This is a genomic window from uncultured Granulicatella sp., from assembly GCF_938030755.1.
In the GTDB taxonomy this organism is placed as follows: Bacteria; Bacillota; Bacilli; order Lactobacillales; family Aerococcaceae; genus Granulicatella.
Map to the genome: position 1 here is coordinate 14,540 of NZ_CALHIF010000031.1, position 19,031 is coordinate 33,570.

Below are 19,031 nucleotides of genomic sequence, written 5' to 3' on the forward strand. Positions count from 1 at the left end.
AATAATAGAATGGGCGCACTACGCGTTAAATTTATTTAAGATACTTTCGATATTTTTGATGAGTACCGAAACAGAGCCGTCTGGATTGTTGATGAATTCGACCATCTCCTTGTTTTCGTAGATTTCACTTGGAATGGTAATTTCGATACCGTTGTCGAGTTTGAATTTTTGCTTTCTATATTTGCGTTCGTATTTTGGTACGTTCGTTACGGCAATTTTTTCTGGAACGCGTTCTTCGGTGATGGCCAACTGTGCAGCTTCACGGGCGAGCGGTTTTTCTTCGAACACCTTATCGAAGATCGCTGCGGCATCGATTTCGTCCTGTTCTTCAAGCTGGTGGAAGATGGCTTGTTGCGTCGTTGCCAGCGCTTTGTACGGTTCCTCGTCGTGTTTTTTCGCGATATGAGTGACCGTTTTTTTGATTTCCTTGATTTGTTCTTTCGTTGTGATTGGCACCGCGATTTCTAAGAATTTTTCAGAGAAATAGGCAGTCTTTTGGCCTTCAATTACTACTTTTTTTTCGATTAAGTGGTAGTTTCCGTTCGATAAATCCACGATGAAAGCTTCTGACGGTTTTTGCGTCGCGTTTGGCAAAATAGCGTGATTTTGCAAGATGGTATTGCTAACGGCTTCGCCTTCATAATCGACAAAGTGTGTGACTTTTGAACTATAATCGAGGCGAATCATTCCAAAAAGTGTGCCGCCTGTATCGCTTGTTCCCGTAAAGAATAGGTAGTCTGCTGGTCCAATTTCTTCTGCCGGGGAAATGAGTGCAAAAAGTTTGTCGGATAACTGCTGCGTCTTTTCTAAGAAGGAAATCCCTTCGTCTGAAAGATACCCAAGAAGCGGTTCGCTAGAAGCTAATTGACCGATATGCGGATCTCCTTTTTTGATTTTATCCACGAGTTTTGTAATGTATTCAATGAGAAATGGATCGCCCAGTTGCAGTGGGGCCTGAGATAATAGTAAGTTTCCTGAATTTTTATCTAAAATATGTAAAACGGCTTCGTTAATGAGCATGAAAGTGCTCCTTTCCTATTTCATTCGATAGAAAATATTATATAATAGAAAAATAGATTTGTAATGAAAAATGAGGAGAGTGTCCCATGACGATTTTAACGAAGATAGATACGCCACTAGGGGTGATGATTGCTGCAAGTGATATGGTAGCATTAACCGGTTTGTGGTTTGAAGGGCAAAAATATGAGTGTGCCTTTGTGAAAAATCCAAAATGGGATGATTCACTAGCACTTTGGAATCTTGTAAAAACATGGATTAATCAGTATTATCATGAGAAAACTCCAGGAACTCCTTTGTTTTCGATTGCTTATGAAGGAGGAACTCCTTTTCAACAAAGTGTTTGGAATACATTGCTAGAAATTCCGTTTGGAGAAGTATGGACTTATAATGAAGTTACTCACCGAGTCAGTGAGAAGATAGGTAGAAAAACCTCCCCTCGTGCCGTCGCAAACGCTATTGGGAAAAATCCAATTTCGCTTCTTGTTCCTTGTCATAGAGTCGTTGCGACAACAGGAAAATTAACAGGATTTGCGGGAGGATTGAACAGAAAAAGAACGCTTCTAGAGATGGAAGGACATCAAATACAAGGAGATACAGTGATCCATCATGAAGCTTAAAATAATGAAGGTAATCGTTTCAGCATTTACTGCTTTAATGATTGCACAAGCATTCAATTTATCGACCCCCTCTGCAGCTGCCATTATTGCGATTTTAAGTGTAATGGATACGAAGAAAATCTCTTTAACGGCCACTAGTCAACGATTAGCTGCAGCTTTATTAGCACTTTTGGTGGGTGGAATCGTCTTTTGGGCTTTTGGTTTTGATGCGATGAGTTTTGGAGTTTACTTATTATGTTATATTCCAATGGCTTATTTATTAAAAGTAGATATTGGGGTTGCGCCGAGCACGGTTTTAGTTATCCATCTTTGGACGCAGCAACAATTAACGTTTTCGTTGTTTGTGAATGAAATGCTTCTTGTGACGATTGGAGCGGGAGTTGCCATTTTATTCAATTGGTATATGCCATCGTACCGTGAACATATTGTTGAGATTCGTGAAGAAATTGAATCAAAAATGCGAGAAGTTCTGTTGAAAATGTCTGGATTTCTATCTGTTGGAAATGGAAAAAATGATGGCGAAGTTCTTCAAATTGTGAAAGAAAAATTGAAAGCAGCTAGAGAATATGTTCGCTTAGAATCAGAGAACCATCTAACCAGTGAAATCACCTATGATGAACAGTATTTTGAAATGCGACGCGATCAAACAAAGTTATTAGAAATTATGGCGATCAATTTAAATGAATTTCGTTGGGATGGGGAAGAAATGGCTATTTTGTCTGATATGTTTAAACAGACGGCAAAGCAATTAGCGGAACAAAATACGGCGAGTCAACTCATTGATGAAATCGAAGCCATGTTAGAACATTTTCGAGAAAGACATTTGCCGCAAACAAGACGCGAATTTGAAAAAAGAGCGCAATTATATCAATTATTAAGAGACTTGAAACGATTCATACAGCTGAAAGTCGATTTCTATCAAACTTATGGTGTGCATTATTTCAAGAGAAAAGAGAAGAGTAGAAATTCTTCCAAAAGCAATTAAGAAGGTTAGGAAATAATCCTATCTTTTATTTTCAATAAGACAAATGAATTTAATTCTTAAGAAGTCTTGGTTTTATCCGATAAAACTAGGGCTTTTTATGTTTGTTAATGAATATACTGAAGTGGAGAAGGAATGAGGGAGGAATTTATAGGGAGGTCATTTTATGGAAAAGAAAGAGTTGTCGGAAGTAGTTCATCTAGCTAAAGCAAATAATGAGGAGGCGATTACCGAGTTGTTAAAGAGATTTGAGCCTTTAATTGCCAGTATGAATCATCATTATTTCTTTCATGAGATGGATCAAGAAGATTTTGCTCAAGAAGCTAGAGTCATGATGTTACGAGCATTAGATAAATATAATGAGGAGCATGCTGTTTCATTTGCGGGTTATTATCAACGGTGCCTAAAAAACTTAGCAGTGGAGTGTTTGAGAAGGGAGCATCGACAAAGAGTGGTTCCTCATAATCTCCTAATACACGGGGATAAAGGGGAGCTAGCGTTGATGTCAGCTTCCGTAGAATCTTGCGAGAAACAAGTCTTTTTACATGAGGATGCGGAGGAATACTTCCATCACTTATCTCGATTTGAAAGAGAAGTGTTTCTAGGGGTATTAGACGGACAGACGTTTGAAGAGATGGCGGATCACTTTGATAAGTCGGTTACCTCTGTAAAAGGGGCTCACAAACGGTGTAAGAAGAAATTCAAAGAACAAATTTGTAGAGGATAAAGAAATTCAACTTAAGACTACCAATCTTACGCTGTTTATAGTACAATAGCACATGGCGTTTTTGCCGATGAGGTTCGAAACCATCCCTCAATAAAAAACTAGGAGGCAGTAACATGCAAAATAAAAAATCAAAATTGATTGTGATTAACGCAATCATCGCAGCGCTTTATGTGGTTGTTACATCATTAACAGCATTTATGGCATTCGGAGATGTTCAATTCCGTATTGCGGAAATGTTGAACCACTTATTCGCTTTTGACAAAAAATACGGAATCGGTGTGGTTGCCGGTGTATTACTTGTCAACTCAGTCTTTATGTCAGCGTCTGGTCTAGGTTTGTACGACTTAGTATTCGGATTAGGGCATACAATCGCTTCATTCGCTATCAGCGCATTTATCTTCAAATCAGTGAAAGACGTTAAAACACGTATGTTTGTTTTAGCTGGTGTCTTCAGTGTGATGATTTTCTTAGTAGCGATTGAATTGAACTTAGCATTAGGTTTACCATTCTGGCTAAGTTACGCGCAAACATTCTTTGGTGAAATCGTCGTATTATTAGCGGGTGTTCCGTTGATGACGGCATTAAACAAAGCCATCGATTTGAAAAAATTAATCAATGATTAATCAACAGACGTCTGGGCTCTATGCTTGGGCGTTTTTTGATTGCAAGAACTCACCATTTTATGTAGAGTTAAGAGGAGACCTAAAGGAGGAATACAAATGGAGTTATTAAGCATTCCAGTAGGACGTTTGGAAGAAAATGTCTACTTTTTAATTGATGAGAATAAAGAAACAGTGATTTTTGACCCAGGTGCACAAGCCGAGGATATTAAACAATTAATTAAAGAAGAAGGATTGAAGCCAGTAGCGATTGTGTTAACACATGCGCACGGAGACCATATCGGAGCAGTAGATGCACTTCGTGAGGAATACAATATTCCAATGTATATGAATGAGTTGGAAAAAGTATTTTTACACGATCCAGAATTGAACCGTTCCTATTACTCTGGAGAAAATATTACGACTAAGCCAGCGGATGGTTATTTCCCTAAAATAATGGGCAAATGGAAAGTTGGAAGTTTTGAACCGGAATTAGCACATATTCCAGGGCACTCACCTGGTGGAACCATCTTTATTTTTAAAGAAAATGGATTTGTCATCGGTGGGGACGTGATGTTTAAAGGAAGCGTTGGACGTAGTGATTTCCCATACGGAAGCCATAAAGAGTTAATGGAAGGAATCCGCAAATACTTATTGCCTTTACCTGCTGAAACGGTGATTTTCCCAGGACACGGGGAACCAACAACGCTAAAAGATGAAATTGCGACAAACCCATTCTTAAATGGGGCAACAAGATAAGAGGCGAAATGATGATTTTTGATACGCATACGCATTTAAATGTATCTGCGTTTAAAGGAGAAGAAAAAGAGGTCATCGCGCGTGCAAAAGAACTGGCAGTGACGCGCTTTGCGGTGGTGGGTTTTGATACGGATACGATTACGCGAAGTCTGGAGCTCAGTGAAGAGTTCAAAGAAGTGGTTTCGATTATCGGATGGCATCCAACTGAAGCCTATCAATACAATAAAGAAATCGAAAGTTGGCTACAGGAACGTTTGACGCATCCACAAGTGGTAGCGATGGGGGAAATGGGGCTGGATTACTATTGGAAAGATTCAACGCCCGAGGAACAAGACAAGGTGTTCCGACGCCAAATCGCGATTGCCAAAGAAATGAAATTACCAATTGTGATTCATAACCGCGATGCGACAGAAGATTGCTACAAGATTCTAAAAGAAGAAGGTATTCAAGACATCGGGGGCATTATGCATAGTTATAATGGCGACGTGGAATATATGAAGCATTTCTTAGATTTAGGCATGCATATTTCCTTTAGCGGTGTGACGACCTTCAAAAATGCGCCACAAGTTCGAGAATGTGCAAAATTAGTTCCATTCGACCGTATGTTAGTGGAAACTGATGCGCCGTATTTAGCGCCCGTGCCATACCGTGGAAAGAGAAACGAACCTGGCTATACGCGCTATGTCGTTGAAACGATTGCCAAAGAACGCGGCCTTGCTTGGGAAGAAGTGGCCCATCAAACGACACAAAATGCCATCAAGCTATTCCGCATGGAAGAAAGAGGCTTGCTATGAATCCAGTCATTGTCGTAGAAGGGCGAGACGATACAAGACGCTTAAGAGAAATCTATCCGGATATCGAAACGATTGAAACAAACGGTTCGGCGATTGACGAAGAAACGATTGCGCTCATTCAAAAGGCGCTGCAAACGCGTGAAGTGATTGTGTTTACGGACCCTGATTATCCGGGGACTCGTATTCGTAACATCATTCAAGATCGCGTACCTGGTGTGAAGCATGCCTTTATCGAACGAGAAGAAGCCGTCAGAAAGGACAATCATAAGAGTCTTGGGGTGGAACATGCGAGTACTGCAGCGATTCAGCGAGCACTTGAATCGGTACATGAGATTTCAACAGAACCCGGAAAGCCAGTGATTTCGCAGGCAACACTGATGGCGCTTGGGTTTATCGGACGACCAGATTCAGCAACAAGACGTCAAAAGGTAGCGGATTTTCTAAAAATTGGCCATACGAATGGAAAACAGTTCGCGAAAAGATTACAATTATTTGGTATTACAGAAGAACAATTAAGGGCGGCACTTGAGGCTGTCTTAGAAAATGAGGACAAACATGAATGAAATAAAGGATATCGCGACGCCAAAAAGAACGCGCGAGATTATGGAACGTCATGGGCTAACGGTAAAGAAGAGTCTAGGGCAAAACTTCCTGATTGAACCGAATATTTTAACGCGTATGCTAGAGGTGGCGGGAGTTGACAAAACAACAAACGTCATTGAAATCGGACCAGGGATTGGTGCGTTGACCGAACGTCTAGCAAGAGAAGCCAAACAAGTGCTGGCGTTTGAAATCGATGGTCGTTTGTTGCCGGTGCTTGATGAAACATTGGCACCCTATGATAATGTAACGGTGGTTCATAGCGACATTTTGGACGTCGACTTAGAGCAAGTAATCGGAGAACATTTCGACATTAATGAGCCGTTATTAGTCGTGGCCAACTTGCCGTACTATATTACAACTCCAATCATTATGAATTTATTGGAATCGAAATTACCAATCGATGGTTTTGCGATGATGATGCAAAAAGAAGTGGCTCAACGAATGACGGCTGAGCCAAATTCGAAGGCGTATGGATCGCTCACGATTGCGATTCAATATTTCTGCGAAGCGAGCATTGGATTTATCGTACCTAAGACGGTGTTCAATCCAGCTCCGAATGTGGATTCTGCGATTTTGGTGTTAAAACGTCGCGAAAAACCACTTGTGGAAGTGAAAGACGAAGCGAAATTTTTCGCACTCGTGAAAAACAGTTTCGTGCAACGTCGTAAAACGCTATGGAATAATTTAGCTAAAGCCTATGTGGGGGAGAGCCATACAAAAGAAAGTTTAGCCGCTGCATTAGAAGCTGCAGGTATTGACCCATCCAGACGTGCAGAAACACTGACGATTGAAGAGTTCGCACGTTTAAGTGATAAACTTTAATAGTGGAAATACACTCAGAAGAAGAACGAATGTAAAAGATGATACTGAAGGAATCCATAAGAAACCGAAGGTATCATCTTCTTGTTTTAAATCTATTAAAAAATATTTTAAATAGATGTTGCATTTTACATCCCTCAGGAGTATAATCTAATTAAAGATAAATTTAAATAGAAAGAAGTTGAGGAGATGGCTGTTAATGAAGTAATGTCTGCTCTTTCGGACGAAACGCGCCGCCAAATATTGGAAATCCTGCGTAAAGGGAAGACTAATACAGGTGATTTAGCGGAGTTAATTGGGATGACGCCGCAAGCTTTGTCTTATCATCTTAGAAAATTAAAACAAGCTGATTTAATCTACGAAACACGTTATAAAAACTTTATTTATTATGAATTGAATTTGACCGTACTGGACGAAGCCATTGTATGGATCAATCAAATTATTGGGGGAAAATAATATGGAACAAGTAAAACAATTTAAAAAATATGCCTATCTTGCATTAATGTTCGCACCACTCGTTGTGGCTCTAGTGGTGGTGTGGTTCTTACCGGAGACTATTGTTTCTAATTTCGACTTTTCTGGAAATGTTACCGGCACCGCCAATCGATTTGTAATTTTAATTTATCCAGTGATTGTGGCCATTGTTGGGTTTATTATTCGTATTGCTAGCACTTCTCCTAAATTCACAGGAGGGAATGTGAAGACCGCTCGTTCTATTAGTTGGTTAGTTCTACTATTACTGAATGTTGTTGCTTATTTCCAATTTTGGTTGTATTTAAATGGAGTGACGATTGGAACACAAATAGGACGTTTTTTGACATTTATCCTTGGGATTTTCTTTATCCTGATTGGAAATCTCTCTCCTAAGATTAAAGACAATACAAAACACTTTGGATTCCGTGCATCATGGCTAAAAAATAATGATGTAGCTTTCCGAAAAACACAACGCTTCTTTGGCTTTGCTTCTATTATTGCTGGACTGTTAATGATTTTAACAGCAATCTTTATGGCAAATAATATTGCAATTTTGGTAGCTACGATGATTCTAGTAGTGGTGGTAGCGGTGACCGGGGGATATTCTTACTACATTGCAAATACAGAGACAGAAGGGGAATAAAAATCATAAAACGTTCTATCATCCAACATGGTAGAACGTTTTTTATTTTGTCCCCTAAGGAAAATCAGAAGAAGTTAACGAATGTCTTCATTAAAATCCACGCTTTTTTTCGTTTAGCTCTTATCTGTGCTATAATAGAAAGGTACATATTGGTGGAAGAGAGGTTAACTTTATGCAAATAAATTGGAATAGTTTATTTTCATGGGGGAGTTTTCGCAATCTGATTGATATTTTGATTGTTTGGTACATTCTCTATAATATTCTAGTGATTATTAAAGGAACAAGGGCGATTCATTTAATGAAAGGAATTGCTGCAATTGCCGCAATGAAATTTATTAGTTTTTTCCTTGGGCTAACTACTTTAGACTGGATTATGAACTTCGTGATTCAGTGGGGGGTTGTGGCTGCCTTGATTGTGTTCCAACCAGAGATTCGTCGTGGATTGGAACATATCGGACGTTCGAATTTCTTCTCACGCAAATCTGAAAGTGCCAATGAAGCAGAAATTATGATTAATGAGTTGAATACAGCCATTCAATATATGGCAAAACGAAGAATTGGAGCTCTAATTTCGATTGAACAAGGGAATTCTCTAGAAGAATTTATTAATACCGGGATTCCGATTCACTCTGAAATCTCTAATCAATTGATTACGAATATTTTTATTCCAAATACACCATTACATGATGGGGCAATGATTATTCGTGATTATCATATTGCTGCAGCGGCCTGCTATTTACCACTGTCTGAGAACATGATGATTCCAAAGGAGTTAGGAACACGTCACCGTGCTGCGATTGGTCTAAGTGAAGTGAGTGATGCGATTACGATTATCATCTCTGAAGAAACAGGGAAAGTGAGTGTCGCGATTCGAGAAAAATTACACCGAGAACTTTCTTCTGAAGAATTAATTCACGTTTTGTCGCAACATTTAGTGGTAGAAGGAGACGATGAGATGGATCCAGCAGTCGTTCGTTGGATACGTGCACTCTTTAAAGGGGGTCGTTCGAATGGCTAATTGGATGAATAAAAAATCATTTCTCATGTTGATGTCTTTAATTCTAAGTATCTTTCTATTTATTTTAGCTAAAGACTCTAATTCCGGATTGCGTTCCAGCACATTAAATCCACAATCAAGTTCAAACACGATTACAAATGTGCCAATTTATGTGGATATCAACAGTGAAGAATATTCGGTAACAGGCTTGCCAGATTCTGTTGCTTTACGTCTTGAAGGACCAAGCAGTTTGATTTTAAGCACATCTAGCAATGGTTCGTACAAAGTGACTACGCCAAATTTAACAGAGTTAGGGGAAGGAAAGCATACGATTTCTCTTTCAGTGTCAGGACTTCCAACTGGAGTGACAGGTATTGTTTCACCAGAAAGTGTTGAAATTACCATTGAGAAGAAGAATTCTAAAGAGTTCCCTGTTAATGTAACGGTTGATTCTTCAAGTATTGGCAATGGCTATCAAGTTGGAGATGGCTTGACCTCTCCGGGAACAGTTACAGTAAAAGCTGCAGATTCGATTTTAAATCAAGTGGAAAAAGTAGTCGCAAAAGTTACGATTCCTGAAGGGACAAAATCAGACTATACGACTACAGCACAACTACAAGCTTTGGATGCCACAGGAAAACCTGTTGCAGTGAAAATTGAGCCAGAACGTGTACAAGTTCGAGTACCAATTTCCTCTAGCTCCAAAACAGTCCCTCTTGTCTTTACGACAACTGGTGGCACTTCACGTTATTCATATTCATTGAATTCTACTACTAAGCAAGTTACAATCTTAGGAGCTCAATCGATTTTAAATCAAATAACTGCTATTCCAGTGGTGGTAGATGTGAGCAATGTGACTCAAACCACGAAAAAAACAGTAACATTAACACTACCATCTGGTGTCAATAGTATTACCCCAGAAGCAGTTGAGGTTACTATTACGGTGGTAGATTATGGTATTTTGGATTCGCGAGAAACCACTAAAGAGTCCGAAACAACACAAGAGCAAACAACGACACAAGCCAGATAAGGCTAAAGGAGAATTTTATGGGCAAATATTTTGGAACAGACGGTGTTCGTGGTGTAGCCAACGCAGAATTAACACCGGAATTAGCATTTAAACTAGGCCGTTATGGTGGTTATGTATTATTACAACAAGCAGAAGGAAATGCACATCCACGTGTATTAGTGGGGCGTGACACTCGTATTTCGGGGCAATTATTAGAGCATGCTTTAATTGCTGGATTACTCTCTGTTGGGATTGAAGTCATGCAACTTGGAGTGATTCCTACTCCAGGGGTAGCTTATTTAACACGAGTGCAAGGTGCTGTAGCTGGGGCTATGATTTCAGCATCCCACAATCCTGCTCAAGATAACGGAATTAAGTTCTTTGGTGCAGATGGATTTAAATTAACAGATGAAACGGAAGCGCAAATCGAAGCATTATTAGATGCCGAAGAAGACACATTACCACGTCCATCTACAGACGCATTAGGAACAGTGGATGAGTATTTAGAAGGAACATTGAAATACAGCCAATTCCTACAAAATACAGTAGATTCTCTATCAGGAATGAAAGTGGCTTTAGATGGCGCAAACGGAGCTACTGCTTCCATGTTAACTCGTTTATTCGCTGACTTAGATACCGACTTCCACACAATGGGTGACAAACCAAATGGTGTAAATATCAATGATGGCGTAGGGTCAACACATCCAGAAGCCTTAGTGGAGTTCGTAAAAGAAACGGGAGCAGATATCGGTTTGAGTTTTGATGGAGATGGTGACCGCTGTATCGCAGTGGATGAAAATGGAACAATCGTTGATGGCGATAAAATCATGTTTATCCTTGGTAAACACTTCAAGGACCAAGGAACTTTAAGCAAAGATACGATTGTATCAACAGTTATGAGTAATTTAGGATTCCATAAAGCAGTAGAAGCAGAAGGAATGGTTGCTCTTCAAACAGCAGTTGGTGACCGTTATGTGGTTGAAGAAATGCGTAAAAACAACTACAACTTTGGTGGAGAACAATCAGGACATATCATTATCCTTGATTTAAACACTACAGGTGACGGATTACTTTCAGGAATTCAATTAATGAATGTCATGAAACAAACTGGCAAATCATTAAGCGAATTAGCCAGTGAAGTGCCAACATACCCACAAGAATTAGTAAACATTCGTGTGAGTGATAAAAATGGTGTAATGGAAGTTCCAGCGATTAAAGAAGTCATCGATGCTGTAGAGGCTGAGATGGATGGAAACGGACGTGTGCTTGTTCGTCCAAGTGGTACTGAGCCACTTGTTCGTGTTATGGTTGAAGCACCAACGGATGAACTCGTTCATGATTACGTAACACGTATTGCAGATGTTGTTCGTAAAGAAGTTGGGATTGACTAATTTTAAATAAATGCGATTTGAAGGAGAGCTTTGAAGGACAGCTTGACGCTCAGCACTCTAAAATAATCTGAGTTCATGCATCTTATAAGCGAGTTAAAAGACGGTTCAAGTGAGCCGTCTTTTTCATATATTCAACGTCTTCTCATTTTCTTAACTCATATAAGAAAATATATACTACTATTTTGTAGATCCTTTTTTATACTAAAATAGCATTCCATATATGATCTTATACTTTACAATTCTTATTTTTCCTCCATCTACTTCACACGAGAATTGTATCAAAAAATTTTGATTTCCTTCATCCATTTCATCTATAAATTTTACTTCTCATATCGTTTTTTACTCCATGCCATATTCTGCGAATATATGCTTCACAATTTTTTCTGAACTCCTCTTCCTACATTGTGCACTCCTTTACAAATAAAAATAGATACCTACAAATAAGAGTATCTATTTTTATGGGGATTCTATTGTCTTTGACGAACCTGAAATTTCGTTTCGATATTATTGGTTATATAACCTCTTTCTCTTAGTGCATTGATTATTTCTGAATAAATATCATTACCATTTGAATCTTTGATAGTAATAATTAAAACGAATTCTTGCGATGGTACATAGAGCTCGTTTCGTGGAGTTAAGTCAACTCTGAGTTTCCATCCATCCGCCAATTTTATTCCTCTGTTTAGTTTTCTATAATAGGATTTTATAGGACTCCATTTAAACCCGTGTTTTACTCGTGCTGATTCAAATTTTTCATCCCATTTCGATTCAAGCGGAACTTGTCCCTTATAATCAATTTTTCCACCATCTATATATGAATATGTTCCAAAACTGACATCAATATTAGTTCTACAATATTCACGACCATATTTCTGGTCAAGAGGCGGTAAGTAGGCAAGGGTCATTCCTATTTCACCAATATATTTGTTGTTTTTGATAAGAGACTTTGGGTATGGGAAATCATACATTTCCAGATGTGACCCCTGAGATATTTTTTGTTTAAAAACAAGTGTTACACAATCTTTGCTGCATTGCAAAATATCTTGTGTATCAGCAGAAGGAATTCCAAATCCATAATATTTAATATTGTCAGGATGTTCATCTAACAACTCACGAGAGTTCATTCTAGCAGAATGTATTAACATTGCTTTCGCAAGGAGTAGATCAGGTTCGATCATTTCTTCATATATAGATGCATATTTCTGCAACGATCGAGGAGTTGAATAACTTGTACCGTTCCCCTCAATGATTTTTCCGTTAGAATTCAATCCCTTTACTCCTAAACCATCAATTTTGTATGATGTAGAATAATTACCACCGTAATCGACAACATCAGGCTTAACAATATAATTGGCACCAGGTCCTCTTCGACTAAAAGGTGAAGGCTCATTAAATTTAACAATCGAATCTGCGGAATCAAATAATGCAACAGAGCCTACTGTTATAGCACGAACAGAATCGGCTGGAGATATAAGGCGGTCATGTTCCCCAATATCTTTTTGGGGAGGCCAATTTCTAAGGGGCAGGCTATTTACATTTCCACTAGAAACAAAGACTTGTACATGGTATGTGTCTTGAATGTAATCTAAAAATACCCCTAAATCAGACATTGAACCATCACAGGGCTTATTTTCAATGCCTAGTGATAAATTCCATATTTTAGTAGTAGATGAATATTTCTCCATCACTTCTTCGATAATTTCCATCAAATCATCTTCAGTAATGGAATCAGTTAACCCAAAATCTTCATCACTATTTGGAATGGCAACAATATCTACAAATTTAAAACGATAAGCTGCGGGTGCAGAAATACTATTTAAAACATTTCCATATTGTATAGTCGATGCAATAAATGTGGCATGTTGTGGATTTTGATAAACTTTATTTACATATTCTTCACGTGCAACAATATAAGGCTTTAAAAATGGATTATCGTCACTTATTCCACCATCAATAATTCCGATGGTAACATCGCTATCCCTGTACTCAGAATCCAATAAGGTTTGTATTTCCGTTGCCGAAAAAACGTTCTGAGGAAGGGAATACTCTTGAAAAAAACCAACAGTTTTTACTCCGTTAATAGAGGCCAGCTTAATAATATCATCATAAGAAGTAACTTCTATTTTCAAAAATTTAAGCTGATCACCATATGAAATAATTTCGTATTTATCTTCAAAATGAAGTGAACATAATTTACGTATCACATAGTCCCAAATTTGTGCATTATCAAAATCATCTTCAAAATCAAAGACTTTAAGTTTAATAACTTTTTTAATAGAGTTAAAATCTTCCTGTACGATAGAATGGAGTGTTGGCGAGATTTTTTCTTCTGGCTTAATAGGTTGAATATCGACTATTGCGGTCATGTTGGCTTGAAATTTTTGTGACGGTGGATTTTTTACCATCTCTATTGTTTCCTGAATGTTTTTTCTGTTGACCTTAATATATATTTCATTTAACTCTTCGCTACCAATAATTGGGCAATTTCTACACAGGTCAGATGGTTTGTGTGACTTTGCAATAGCTTCAGGTTTTACAGTTATTTTTCCTACAGCAGGGATTGAATCATTCTCATTGAAAACATCTGAATAAAAAGATAGCAAATTTTCAAACTTGTCAGTTATTTCTCTTTTTAACTGCGGAGTTACTTCGCCAAAAAATTTTAATTGCCCGCCCCCAGCATTCGGAACAATATCTGTTGTTTTGGGAAGAACTAATTTTATAGGTAGATTATTTTCGCTCATAACTAAACCTCTTTTACAATTTTTTGAATAGTTGTTTTTGAACTACCTAAGATGTCAGCGATTGTCTGTAAACTAAAAATTTTAGAATCTTTGTCTCGCAAATATTTTGCCTTGATTTGTAATAGCTTTCGTGAATCATTACAGTTTTGAGGAATGATATTTTTGGTAATAAATAGTTCTTCATAAATACTAGATACACTAAAAGAAGAGTTATGGATAACAGAGTTTCTTATGGCTTTGGTTATTATATCTTCTATATCAGAACCACTTTGTCCATCAAGTAAAGTTGAAATTTCTAAAATTTCCTTTTGACTAAATTTATATATACCATTGGAAAATGAGGTAATCAATGCTGCAATGGCATCTCTACCCGGCAGTTCTATTTCTAATTTATAGTCAAATCTTCTCCATATTGCGGGATCAAGTAACTGCTGATGGTTAGTAGCTGCTAAAATTAGGCTATCTTTGCTCATTGTATCTATATTCTGCAAAAGACTATTAACAATGCGTTTCAATTCTCCAAGTTCGTTGTTATCATCTCTAGCCTTTGCAATAGCATCAAATTCATCTAAAAATAATACGCAAGGTATTTTTTGTGCAAACTCAAACAAGCTACGAATATTTTTGGCAGTCGTACCAAGGTATGAAGAAATTAGGCTATCTAACCTAGCAACAACGAGTGGTAAATCTAATTTTTTAGCAATTAGGTAGGCACATTTAGTTTTTCCACATCCAGGTGGTCCATATAACAACAGCGAGTTAGATCCATTTATTCCAAGAGAGTTAAGTTTATCTGCATTTTGATAACTTAAAATAAATGAGTCTAATTTTTCTTCATTTCGTTTTGAGAGAATAACCTCAACATCATTTTGATATGGATAAATAATGTCAGCAAGGTCCATTCTTGATTCGGTATCTACAGGAATAGTAATAGAATTAGAACTATTCATAGGAGTTAAGGCGGATTCGGCTTGAGCAGATAATAAACGTTGAAATTTAGCTGCAGAGCGGGAATCATTATCCTTTTCCAACTTTGATACTAATTGTTTTGTATAATTTATAACTTTGGCTTGATCATGCTTTAATGCACCCTCTATGATCTTACCAATTTCAATAGAATATTTCATCATTACACCTCCTCTTTTACTATAACAGGACGAAATTTAAATGTAAAGAACGAATATCGATATTTCAGGAACGAATTATAGTATTTCACTTATTATTCTCCATATTTAGGAATATTTCAAATTTCGTTTTTTGGTCTAATTAAAACCCACGGACAATCCGGGGGTTTTAATTAGACCAAAAAAAAGCGAGCCAAACGACTTGGCTCGCTAATATTAACCCAAATAACTAAACTGCTATGTGTCAGGTCAGCTAAACAGGCTCTCTTTTTTTATTGGGGTAAACCACTTGATTTTAAAGGGAACAATTGATACAACGTAAAACGTAACAATTACGGTTTAGAAAGAAGAGAAGAAAATGGCAAAGAAATCTAAAATTGCAAAGTATGAAAAACAAAAAGCTCTTATCGAACGTTACGCTGAAGAACGTTATGCCCTAAAGCAAGCTGGTGACATTGATGGATTAAGAAAACTGCCTAAAAATTCAAATCCAAACCGCCTGAAGTTTCGTGATCAAACGGATGGCCGTCCAAGAGGATATATGCGTAAATTTGGCTTGTCACGTATCAAATTTAGAGAATTAGCGCATATAGGATTAATTCCTGGTATTAAAAAAGCAAGTTGGTAAACTACGAGAGAAGCAATAGGAGGTGTATGTTATGAAACAAGATTTAGCAACGGCCTATCGTCAAATGAAGAGCCAAAATATCAAAACAAGAAAGAGAGCATTGAAACTGATTCACGAAGCTAAGCGCTCGAAGAAAAAATAATAAAGGAAACTAGACTCACGCTGTGGGTCTTTCTATTTAAGGCTCGAACCAGTGCAACGTTACAGCAATTATAATGAAATCTGAAGGATTCTCCGAAATAAGAATTAGTTAGGTGTCTTTGAACGCATTTTGGTTTCATGTTAGAATAGAACAGTAAAATAACCAAGGAGCTAAGAAAATGAGTACCCAATCTAAAACATGTAGCCAAACTCGTGCGATTCAAGCGCGTAGAATTTTCCCGTTCGATGTGAATATGCATAACACACTATTCGGAGGGAATTTAACGCGAATCATTGATGACTGTGCATCGATTACGGTATCCCGTCATTGCCGTCGTCTTGCGGTCACAGCATCGGTGGACGCGATGAATTATTTAAAACCACTTCCATTAGGACATTCTGTCTGCGTAGAAACGTATATCTCAGGAACAGGGAAGAAGAGTGTGGAAGTCTTCTGTAAGGTTGTCGGAGAAGATGTGTTAAACGGTGAACGCTATTTAGCGGCGACAAGCTTCTGGACATTTGTGGCACTTCCTCGCGAAGGTGAAACGGATTTTACAGTGGATGCCATTGTTCCAGAAACGGATGAAGAGAAATTCATCTGCAGTGGCTACGAAGAACGTCGTAAGGCACGTCTAGAACAACTAGGACGTCAAGAAGCATTAATGGATCATATTACCGTTGTAAAACCTTGGAATCTAGAAAATCACGAATCTTAAGCAAAACGTAAGAAACTTTCGAAGGATTTTTAAAGTTTGTCTGTTATAATGCAACTATCAATAGTTTAAGGAGTTCATTGTGGATACATCAAAAGCAATCGAATTAAATCGTAAAATTATACGAATCGTGACCATTATTGGGATTATTTTAACCATTATTTTAGGATGGCTCGTGGCCAAGAATGATTATTTTGCTATAGACGGACCGTTCCGTGAGAGCATTGCCCACTCCGGATGGGTAGGGATTTTGATTTTTATCTTGATTCAAATTACGCAAGTGGTTTACCCGATTATTCCTGGGGGCCTAACGTGTGTGATTGGACATATTGTATTTGGTCCGTTCTACGGATGGGTGTATAACTTTGTAGGAATCATGATTGGTTCTTGTATCAATTTCTGGTTAGCGCGTCGCTACGGGGAGACGTTAGCGAAGGCGTTCGTGGATGATGATACGTACAATAAATATATCGGTTATTTGGACAAAGGGAAGCATTTCGAACGCATCTTCTTTTGGGCGCTGGTCCTTCCTGGATTCCCAGATGATTTCCTATGTATGGTAGCTGGACTTAGTCATATGACCTTTAAGAAATTCGTGGCGATTTGTTTAATCGCAAAACCAGTCACATTATACGTTTATACAGTAATTGCAGCAGAAGGAGTACAAGCCTTCTTCAAATTATTCAATTAAGAAAGCAGTATAGAGATGAAAATAATCATGATTGCACTCGTGCGAGGATATCAAAAGTGGATTTCTCCATTATTCCCGCCTTCGTGTATTTATAGACCCACTTGCTCGAGCTATATGATTCAGGCAGTTGAAAAACATGGTGCGCTAAAAGGCGTGTTGATGGGGTGCGGACGCATTTGCAGATGCCATCCATTTATAAGAGGTGGACAAGATCCCGTTCCAGACTATTTCACATTAAGACGGAACAAGGATTACCGTAAGAAAATTATAGATGCAAGTAAACAAGACACAGCTGACTAGAAATAGTCGGCTGTTTTTGTATTTGTAAAAATTAATAAAAGGGGATTGTATTTAAAAAAAAGAGAGGTATAATTCGAATTGAAAGCACCTGATTTGGAAGGGAAGATAGAAAATGGCATACAATCTAAAACAATGGTCTGTGGGGAAATGGGTCGCAAGCGCAGCAATCATTCTGCTAATGGCAGTCTGTTCATGGTTAGCTGTTCGTGTCTTTTTCACGAATGAGAATGCCAATGCGGAATTTAGCTATGAAGTTATTAATAACACGGATAAGGAAATTGAGGAAATGATTATTGGTGAATTTCGAGATTCTGATAGTACTGGTGCAACGGATCGTGTTTCTATCACATTAATCGGAGGACAGTCACGTACGAAGGGGGCCGTTACGATTTCTAAGGATACAGATAAGATTGGGAATTTCTATATTCAGATGAAAAAAGATGGGAAAAGGATATTTTTAGCACCAACTTTAGCGTATGATACTGGAAAGAAAGGTCTTCATATTAAGATTACAATTGATAAGATTGACTCTGAAGGCTATTACACTGGTAAAGTGGAAACTAATACATTTGTTTTCTCAGAATTTAAAATAGAACCGACGTTGCAAAAAGCCGATGAGAAGACAAAAACAGAATAGTATTGATAACAATCAAAAACCCGTGTGGATGACGTAGAAGACATCCACACGGGTTTAATAGTTCTATTTTAAAGATTACATAAAGTAACCTAAGTAGTAACGAACGAAGAATGCAGCACATACAGCACCAACGAAGGGAGCAGTACCAGGTACTAATAATCCATATTGCCAGTCGTTATTGACTTTGTTTTTGATTGGTAATAATTGGTAAGCAAGACGAGGTCCTAAGTCACGAGCTTGGTTCATCGCGAATCCAGTTGTACCTCCAAGACCCATACCGACAGCCCATACGATTAAACCAACTACGATTGGTAATAATTCTTTGTTTACATTTTCAGTTGCTAAGATAGCTGTTAAGAAAATGAAAGTTGCAAATGCTTCGACGAAGTAGTTACGTGGTAAGTTACGGCAGTTAGGGTTTGTTGAGAAGATGTTGCGGATTGCAACGCCATCAACAAGTCCTTCAGAAGCTGTGAAGTGGTCTGCGTACATGAACCATACGATTACCGCACCAACAAATGCGCCTAAGAATTCAGCGATTGCGATTGGAATGAATTGTTCTGCAGGAAGTACTCCTAAAACCACTTTAGCTAGCGCCATAGCAGGGTTGATACTT

At 38.1% G+C, this 19,031-nt stretch carries 23 protein-coding genes and 1 riboswitch; of the genes, 19 read left to right on the plus strand and 4 right to left on the minus strand.

Going from position 1 to position 19,031, the window contains the following annotated elements:
- Nucleotides 1–18: 18 nt before the first annotated feature.
- On the minus strand, nt 19–1,020 hold the full coding sequence (locus Q0594_RS03285) for a nucleoid-associated protein (protein ID WP_298729584.1): 1,002 nt from the start codon (nt 1,018–1,020) through the stop codon (nt 19–21).
- Nucleotides 1,021–1,106: 86 nt separating this feature from the next.
- Between Q0594_RS03285 and Q0594_RS03290 the strand changes: the two genes are divergently transcribed.
- From Q0594_RS03290 to glmM, 13 genes are all read left to right on the plus strand, one after another.
- Nucleotides 1,107–1,637: a methylated-DNA--[protein]-cysteine S-methyltransferase gene (locus tag Q0594_RS03290; RefSeq protein WP_298729585.1), complete on the plus strand. Its 531-nt coding sequence runs from the start codon at nt 1,107–1,109 to the stop codon at nt 1,635–1,637.
- Nucleotides 1,627–2,622 carry an aromatic acid exporter family protein gene (locus Q0594_RS03295; RefSeq protein WP_298729586.1) on the plus strand — a complete coding sequence of 332 codons (996 nt, stop codon included), beginning with the start codon at nt 1,627–1,629 and terminating at the stop codon, nt 2,620–2,622. Before Q0594_RS03290 ends, Q0594_RS03295 begins: the two co-directional genes overlap by 11 nt.
- A 163-nt stretch (nt 2,623–2,785) precedes the next feature.
- The gene (locus tag Q0594_RS03300) at nt 2,786–3,346 is read left to right on the plus strand and encodes a sigma-70 family RNA polymerase sigma factor (protein ID WP_298729587.1); all 561 of its coding nucleotides are present in this window, start codon (nt 2,786–2,788) and stop codon (nt 3,344–3,346) included.
- Nucleotides 3,347–3,409: 63 nt separating this feature from the next.
- Nucleotides 3,410–3,454: riboswitch (PreQ1 riboswitch) on the plus strand.
- 5 nt (nt 3,455–3,459) lie between these two features.
- Entirely contained in the window at nt 3,460–3,969 is a 510-nt protein-coding gene (locus tag Q0594_RS03305) for a QueT transporter family protein (protein WP_298645585.1), read from the plus strand.
- A 96-nt stretch (nt 3,970–4,065) separates the two neighbouring features.
- On the plus strand, nt 4,066–4,704 hold the full coding sequence (locus tag Q0594_RS03310) for an MBL fold metallo-hydrolase (protein WP_298729588.1): 639 nt from the start codon (nt 4,066–4,068) through the stop codon (nt 4,702–4,704).
- An 11-nt stretch (nt 4,705–4,715) separates the two neighbouring features.
- On the plus strand, nt 4,716–5,498 hold the full coding sequence (locus Q0594_RS03315; RefSeq protein ID WP_298729602.1) for a TatD family hydrolase: 783 nt from the start codon (nt 4,716–4,718) through the stop codon (nt 5,496–5,498).
- Nucleotides 5,495–6,061, plus strand: coding sequence for a ribonuclease M5 (rnmV, locus tag Q0594_RS03320; RefSeq protein WP_298729589.1), 567 nt, complete (start codon nt 5,495–5,497; stop codon nt 6,059–6,061). The genes Q0594_RS03315 and rnmV overlap by 4 nt, the downstream gene beginning before the upstream one ends.
- Nucleotides 6,054–6,923 carry a 16S rRNA (adenine(1518)-N(6)/adenine(1519)-N(6))-dimethyltransferase RsmA gene (gene rsmA, locus Q0594_RS03325; protein ID WP_298729590.1) on the plus strand — a complete coding sequence of 290 codons (870 nt, stop codon included), beginning with the start codon at nt 6,054–6,056 and terminating at the stop codon, nt 6,921–6,923. Before rnmV ends, rsmA begins: the two co-directional genes overlap by 8 nt.
- 186 nt (nt 6,924–7,109) lie before the next feature.
- A complete protein-coding gene (locus Q0594_RS03330) occupies nt 7,110–7,376 on the plus strand; it encodes a metalloregulator ArsR/SmtB family transcription factor (RefSeq protein ID WP_005606402.1) in 267 nt (88 codons plus the stop codon).
- Between the two features lies 1 nt (nt 7,377).
- On the plus strand, nt 7,378–8,037 hold the full coding sequence (locus tag Q0594_RS03335; protein WP_298729591.1) for an SdpI family protein: 660 nt from the start codon (nt 7,378–7,380) through the stop codon (nt 8,035–8,037).
- Nucleotides 8,038–8,209: 172 nt separating this feature from the next.
- The gene (gene cdaA / locus Q0594_RS03340; protein WP_070443634.1) at nt 8,210–9,055 is read left to right on the plus strand and encodes a diadenylate cyclase CdaA; all 846 of its coding nucleotides are present in this window, start codon (nt 8,210–8,212) and stop codon (nt 9,053–9,055) included.
- Complete coding sequence (locus tag Q0594_RS03345; protein WP_298729592.1) at nt 9,048–10,064, plus strand: CdaR family protein; 1,017 nt, start codon at nt 9,048–9,050, stop codon at nt 10,062–10,064. The genes cdaA and Q0594_RS03345 overlap by 8 nt, the downstream gene beginning before the upstream one ends.
- A 17-nt stretch (nt 10,065–10,081) precedes the next feature.
- Nucleotides 10,082–11,434, plus strand: a complete 1,353-nt coding sequence (gene glmM / locus Q0594_RS03350) for a phosphoglucosamine mutase (RefSeq protein WP_298729593.1) — start codon at nt 10,082–10,084, stop codon at nt 11,432–11,434.
- A 467-nt stretch (nt 11,435–11,901) separates the two neighbouring features.
- On the opposite strand, the gene Q0594_RS03355 is transcribed toward glmM, so the two are convergent.
- Nucleotides 11,902–14,178 carry a S8 family peptidase gene (locus tag Q0594_RS03355; protein ID WP_298729594.1) on the minus strand — a complete coding sequence of 759 codons (2,277 nt, stop codon included), beginning with the start codon at nt 14,176–14,178 and terminating at the stop codon, nt 11,902–11,904.
- 2 nt (nt 14,179–14,180) lie between these two features.
- On the minus strand, nt 14,181–15,305 hold the full coding sequence (locus Q0594_RS03360; RefSeq protein ID WP_298729595.1) for an ATP-binding protein: 1,125 nt from the start codon (nt 15,303–15,305) through the stop codon (nt 14,181–14,183).
- A gap of 355 nt (nt 15,306–15,660) precedes the next feature.
- Here Q0594_RS03360 and rpsN point away from each other — a divergent pair, with 355 nt between their 5' ends.
- The 6 genes from rpsN (at nt 15,661) to Q0594_RS03390 (ending at nt 18,415) form a co-directional block, all read left to right on the plus strand.
- Nucleotides 15,661–15,930 carry a 30S ribosomal protein S14 gene (gene rpsN, locus Q0594_RS03365; protein WP_070443628.1) on the plus strand — a complete coding sequence of 90 codons (270 nt, stop codon included), beginning with the start codon at nt 15,661–15,663 and terminating at the stop codon, nt 15,928–15,930.
- Nucleotides 15,931–15,961: 31 nt separating this feature from the next.
- Nucleotides 15,962–16,072 (plus strand): putative metal homeostasis protein, encoded by a 111-nt coding sequence (locus tag Q0594_RS03370; RefSeq protein ID WP_298729596.1) that lies wholly within the window; start codon nt 15,962–15,964, stop codon nt 16,070–16,072.
- A 178-nt stretch (nt 16,073–16,250) separates the two neighbouring features.
- Nucleotides 16,251–16,790, plus strand: a complete 540-nt coding sequence (locus Q0594_RS03375; protein WP_298729597.1) for an acyl-CoA thioesterase — start codon at nt 16,251–16,253, stop codon at nt 16,788–16,790.
- 79 nt (nt 16,791–16,869) lie between these two features.
- Nucleotides 16,870–17,478, plus strand: coding sequence for a TVP38/TMEM64 family protein (locus Q0594_RS03380; protein ID WP_298729598.1), 609 nt, complete (start codon nt 16,870–16,872; stop codon nt 17,476–17,478).
- A 15-nt stretch (nt 17,479–17,493) separates the two neighbouring features.
- Complete coding sequence (yidD, locus tag Q0594_RS03385) at nt 17,494–17,778, plus strand: membrane protein insertion efficiency factor YidD (RefSeq protein ID WP_298729599.1); 285 nt, start codon at nt 17,494–17,496, stop codon at nt 17,776–17,778.
- Nucleotides 17,779–17,890: 112 nt separating this feature from the next.
- A complete protein-coding gene (locus Q0594_RS03390; RefSeq protein WP_298729600.1) occupies nt 17,891–18,415 on the plus strand; it encodes a hypothetical protein in 525 nt (174 codons plus the stop codon).
- Between the two features lie 75 nt (nt 18,416–18,490).
- Here Q0594_RS03390 and Q0594_RS03395 read toward each other — a convergent pair.
- A partial coding sequence (locus Q0594_RS03395; protein WP_298729601.1) for an MIP/aquaporin family protein occupies nt 18,491–19,031 on the minus strand: 541 nt, incomplete at its 5' end.

Bases quoted from the DNA above. Each gene is read 5' to 3' on its own strand.
- Q0594_RS03310 (WP_298729588.1), top strand. From the start codon at position 4,066: ATGGAGTTATTAAGCATTCCAGTAGGACGTTTGGAAGAAAATGTCTAC.
- Q0594_RS03375 (WP_298729597.1), top strand. From the start codon at position 16,251: ATGAGTACCCAATCTAAAACATGTAGCCAAACTCGTGCGATTCAAGCG.
- Q0594_RS03390 (WP_298729600.1), top strand. From the start codon at position 17,891: ATGGCATACAATCTAAAACAATGGTCTGTGGGGAAATGGGTCGCAAGC.
- yidD (WP_298729599.1), top strand. From the start codon at position 17,494: ATGAAAATAATCATGATTGCACTCGTGCGAGGATATCAAAAGTGGATT.
- rpsN (WP_070443628.1), top strand. From the start codon at position 15,661: ATGGCAAAGAAATCTAAAATTGCAAAGTATGAAAAACAAAAAGCTCTT.
- rnmV (WP_298729589.1), top strand. From the start codon at position 5,495: ATGAATCCAGTCATTGTCGTAGAAGGGCGAGACGATACAAGACGCTTA.
- Q0594_RS03305 (WP_298645585.1), top strand. From the start codon at position 3,460: ATGCAAAATAAAAAATCAAAATTGATTGTGATTAACGCAATCATCGCA.
- Q0594_RS03345 (WP_298729592.1), top strand. From the start codon at position 9,048: ATGGCTAATTGGATGAATAAAAAATCATTTCTCATGTTGATGTCTTTA.
- glmM (WP_298729593.1), top strand. From the start codon at position 10,082: ATGGGCAAATATTTTGGAACAGACGGTGTTCGTGGTGTAGCCAACGCA.
- Q0594_RS03290 (WP_298729585.1), top strand. From the start codon at position 1,107: ATGACGATTTTAACGAAGATAGATACGCCACTAGGGGTGATGATTGCT.
- Q0594_RS03330 (WP_005606402.1), top strand. From the start codon at position 7,110: ATGGCTGTTAATGAAGTAATGTCTGCTCTTTCGGACGAAACGCGCCGC.
- Q0594_RS03300 (WP_298729587.1), top strand. From the start codon at position 2,786: ATGGAAAAGAAAGAGTTGTCGGAAGTAGTTCATCTAGCTAAAGCAAAT.
- Q0594_RS03295 (WP_298729586.1), top strand. From the start codon at position 1,627: ATGAAGCTTAAAATAATGAAGGTAATCGTTTCAGCATTTACTGCTTTA.
- Q0594_RS03285 (WP_298729584.1), bottom strand. From the start codon at position 1,020: ATGCTCATTAACGAAGCCGTTTTACATATTTTAGATAAAAATTCAGGA.
- Q0594_RS03315 (WP_298729602.1), top strand. From the start codon at position 4,716: ATGATTTTTGATACGCATACGCATTTAAATGTATCTGCGTTTAAAGGA.
- Q0594_RS03335 (WP_298729591.1), top strand. From the start codon at position 7,378: ATGGAACAAGTAAAACAATTTAAAAAATATGCCTATCTTGCATTAATG.
- rsmA (WP_298729590.1), top strand. From the start codon at position 6,054: ATGAATGAAATAAAGGATATCGCGACGCCAAAAAGAACGCGCGAGATT.
- Q0594_RS03360 (WP_298729595.1), bottom strand. From the start codon at position 15,305: ATGAAATATTCTATTGAAATTGGTAAGATCATAGAGGGTGCATTAAAG.
- Q0594_RS03370 (WP_298729596.1), top strand. From the start codon at position 15,962: ATGAAACAAGATTTAGCAACGGCCTATCGTCAAATGAAGAGCCAAAAT.
- cdaA (WP_070443634.1), top strand. From the start codon at position 8,210: ATGCAAATAAATTGGAATAGTTTATTTTCATGGGGGAGTTTTCGCAAT.
- Q0594_RS03355 (WP_298729594.1), bottom strand. From the start codon at position 14,178: ATGAGCGAAAATAATCTACCTATAAAATTAGTTCTTCCCAAAACAACA.